Genomic DNA, 4,119 nt, shown 5'->3' on the forward strand with positions numbered 1-4,119 from the left:
ATCCGTGAAACGGATGTCGACGAATTTGACGTCTTCGTCGGAGATGAAGTCGATTATTTCGGATGGCTCCGTCAACTGCACGATTAACTTATCCTCATTTGCTTTGTGAATGATCCGCCGATGTGCGCAACCCGCCTATCGCCCGGGGTGACGGCGACTATCGGGGGTTGCACTGCTCGGGTATCCGGGAAAATGGCCGGATAATACGTGCGTGTTGTTCGCGCGCATGAGTTCACCTTATTCGCCGGAAGGAATGCGCTCCGGGGATCGGGCCAGGACGGGTTCAAACATATGTTCGTCCCGTGGTCTTTCTCCAGTGAGGCGCCGGGTCAAGAGGGGTGGCCTGCGGGGGTGATTTGTGCGGGATCCGTTGAAATGGGCGGGTCTCACGCGGTCACGCGCGCTCGACGAGCGCCTTGACGTCGGTGCCTTCGGGCAGGGTGCCGTATTCGATGCCGCGGTCGCCGGACAGGCGGCCGCGGATGTAGGCGTCGGCGACGGCGTCGGGTGCGTGCTCGATGAGCGTCTGCGTCTGCATCGTCAGGGCCATGGCCTCGATGAGGCGGCGCGCGATTGCGGGTGCGCCGGCCGGGTTCTTCGCGGCCTGGCCGACGAGATCGCGGGTGCGGGCGAGCTGGGCGTCGTAAAGCTCGTGGGAGCCCGCCGAGCGCGCCATGCGCTCGTCGAAGGCGGCGAACGCCTTGGGTTCCTTCGCCATCGCGCGCAGCACGTCCAGCGCCATGACGTTGCCGGAGCCCTCCCAAATCGCCAGCACCGGCTGCTCGCGGTAGCGGCGCGCCAGGGGGAACAGCTCGGTGTAGCCGTTTCCGCCGAGGCACTCCATCCCCTCGTACGCGTGGTGGGGGCCGCGCTTGCACACCCAGTACTTGCCGACGGCGGTGGCCAACCGGCGGTAGGACGCCTGGGCCGGATCGTCGTGATCCGCGGCGAGGCTCAGCGCCAGCCACGTGGCGGCCTCGGTCTCCAGGTGGAGGTCGGCGATGACGTTCGTCATGGCCGGCTGGTCGATGAGCGTCGCCCCGAAAGCCTTGCGGTGCCGGGCATGCCACGACGCCTCGGCGACGACCTGGCGCATGCCCGCGGCAGCGCCGAGGACGCAGTCCAGGCGGGTGCGGTTGACCATCTCGATGATGGTGCGCACCCCACGGCCGGGTTCGCCGACGAGATGCCCGATGGTGCCGTCGAGCTCAATCTCCGACGAGGAATTCGACTTGTTGCCCAGCTTGTTCTTCAGCCGCTGCACGTAGAACGGGTTGCGTTCGCCGCCCGGGAGGATGCGCGGCACGAGGAAACAGCTCAGGCCCTCCTCCAGCTGGGCGAGCACGAGGAAAGCATCGGACTGCGGCGCCGAGCAGAACCACTTGTGGCCCCGCAGCGTGTACGTGCCGTCCGCGTTCGGGGTCGCCGTGGTCGTGTTCGCGCGGACGTCCGAGCCACCCTGCTTCTCCGTCATGGCCATGCCGAAGATGACGCCCTGCTTCGTGGCGGGGTCGCGCAGCTCGGGGTCGTAGTCGGTGGACAGGAGCTTCGGCTCCCACTCGTCGGCGATGCCGGGGGAGTAGCGCAGCGCCGGAACCACCGCGTGCGTCATGGAGATGGGGCACCCGTGGCCGGCCTCGATCTGGCTGGCGAGCATGAACCCCGCCGCCCGCTCCACGTTGGCGCCCGGGCCGGGGGACGCCCACGCCGACGTGTGCAGCCCCCACTCGACCGACTGGCCCATGATGCGGTGGTAGGAGGGATGGAACTCGACGTCGTCGACGCGGTTCCCCCAGCGGTCGTGGGAGTGGTGGACGGGCGTGATCGTGTTCGCGATTTCCGCGTCCCGCTGGTAGCCCGCCGTGCCGACGACGCGGCCGATCTCCTCGAGCATTGCGGTGTCGGCGGCGGGGGCGAACTTCGCCACCGACTCGACGAGCGCCGTGTTCGCGGTGAACTCGTTGACGTCGACGCGCGGCGCCGCCTGGTTGAGGACGGTATGGGTGGGGCTCACGCTGATACTCCTACTGCTCGGATGCAACTGCTCGGATGCAAAAAGTGACGATGTTGGCGATGAGTGTTTCCGGGTCCGCCTCGGATGGCTCGGGGGACAGGCGGCCCATGAGGGCCTCGGCGATGGCGCCGGTGATGGCGCGGGCCGAAACCTCGGGATCTTGGGCGGGCAGGGTCCCGTCGCCGATGCCCTGCTCGAGGATTTCGACGATGAGCCCGTGGTACCGGCGGCGGAACTTCAGGCGCTCGGCCTCGACGAGCGGGTTCACCGGCTCGAACAGAAGTGACTCCGCCGTCTGCGGGGCATGCAGGGCGCGCCGGGCGAAGGTCTCCACCAGGGCGGTGAGGCGCTGCCGGGCCGCGGGTTCCGCGGCGCGGACGGCCTGGTCGACCACGGCGAACTCATGGGAGGCGAGCTCCCGGAACAGCTCCGCGAGCAGCTCGTCCCGGCTGCCGAAGTAGGAGTACACCGAGCCCGTCGAAATGCCCGCCCCGTCGGCGGTCCTGCGCACGGTCGCCGCGGCGAAACCGCCCGTGGACAGGAGTCCGTGCGCGACGTCGATGATGCGCCTGCGCTTGGCGACGCCCTTGCGCCGCGTCTCTTCCGTCGGTTTGTAGACCATCCCCGGAAAACCTTTCGCTCAAGAATTGAACTGTGGTTCAATGTGACCCACGCTACATTGCGCAACCACTTGGAGGGAAGAAATCCATGAATCTCGTCGATGTCCTGGACGCGACCGTTCGTCGCCGACCGCACCACACCGCACTCAAGTGGGGCGACCGGGAAATGACGTTCCGCGAACTGCGCGACGCCGCCGACCGGGCGGCCACCGTGTTCGAGTCGAAGAACGTCCTGCCCGGTGACCGCGTGCTGGTCATGACGTACAACGACCCCGGTTTCGTGGTCGCCATGTACGGCCTGTGGCGGATGGGCGCCGTCCTCGTCCCGGTGAACCACAAGCTCACCGGGCCGGAACTCGAGCACATCGCCGGCCATTCGGGCGCCGTCCTCGGCATCGCGTCGGAGGAGCTCGTGGAGACCGCGCGGGAGGGCGCGCCGGGCTTCGAGTGGATGACCACCAGCTGGGAGGGCGGCACCTTCGACCGGGCGGTCGACGACGCCGAACCGTTCTCGGGCCCGCTCGCGGAGGACACCGAGTACGCGCAGATCCTCTACACCTCGGGCACGACCAGCGCCCCGAAGGGTTGCGTCCACACGCACCGGGGCGTCAGTTCCATCGCCCCGAACGTCACGGCCAACATCCACTTCACCGGCGACGACCGCTTCCTCATGGCCATGCCCATCTGGCACGCGTCCCCGCTGAACAACTGGCTGCTGACGATGATGTTCGTCGGCGCGACCGTCGTGCTCATGCGCGACTACGACCCGGCCGAGTTCTTCCCCCTGATGGAGCGCGAGAAGATCACCTCGGTGTTCGGTGCGCCGATCGCCTTCATCGGCCCGGTCCAGATGGCGAAGGCCAAGGGTGAGTCTCCGAAGGACTACGACCTCAGTGCCGCCGACAAGCTGATCTACGGTGCGGCACCGCTGGGCGAGGACATGGCCCGCATGCTCATCGACGCCTATGGCACGCAGAACTTCTACCAGGTTTACGGAATGACGGAGACCGGCCCGGCCGGCGCGGTCCTCAAGCCCGCGGACCAGGTCCGCAAGGCCGGTTCCATCGGCAAGGGCGGCATGCTCGGCGTTGATTTGAAGGTCATCGACGACCATGGCCATGACGTCGAGGCCGGCGGCGAGGGAGAGATTTGGATGCGCACCGACAGCGTCATGGAGGTGTACATGTCCAACCCGCGCGATACCGCCGAGGCGTTCATCGACGGCTGGTACCGCACCGGCGACATCGGCCGCGTGGACGAGGACGGGTACGTCTACGTCATCGACCGCAAGAAGGACATCATCATCACGGGCGGCGAGAACGTGTACTCCAACGAGGTGGAGGAGGCGATCCGCGGCATCGAGCGGGTGCGCGACGTCGCCGTCGTCGGCCGTTCCCATCCGGAGTGGGGTGAAACGGTCGTCGCCGTGGTGGTGACGTCCGACGGGCAGCATCTCGGCGTCGATGAGCTGCGCAGCCACCTGTC

3 protein-coding genes are annotated in these 4,119 nt (G+C 67.4%); 1 reads left to right on the forward strand and 2 read right to left on the reverse strand.

Translation table 11 applies throughout. The annotated features are described in order from the left end of the window. Positions 1 to 394: 394 nt before the first annotated feature. Positions 395 to 2,014, reverse strand: coding sequence for an acyl-CoA dehydrogenase family protein (locus GX015_RS00505; protein ID WP_291341977.1), 1,620 nt, complete (start codon positions 2,012 to 2,014; stop codon positions 395 to 397). A gap of 10 nt (positions 2,015 to 2,024) precedes the next feature. Continuing rightward, on the reverse strand, positions 2,025 to 2,636 hold the full coding sequence (locus tag GX015_RS00510; protein WP_291341978.1) for a TetR/AcrR family transcriptional regulator: 612 nt from the start codon (positions 2,634 to 2,636) through the stop codon (positions 2,025 to 2,027). Between the two features lie 86 nt (positions 2,637 to 2,722). On the opposite strand from GX015_RS00510, the gene GX015_RS00515 reads away from it, so the two are divergent. Further along, a partial coding sequence (locus GX015_RS00515) for an AMP-binding protein (protein ID WP_291341980.1) occupies positions 2,723 to 4,119 on the forward strand: 1,397 nt, incomplete at its 3' end.

Source organism: Corynebacterium sp., from assembly GCF_012837295.1.
GTDB lineage: Bacteria > Actinomycetota > Actinomycetes > Mycobacteriales > Mycobacteriaceae > Corynebacterium.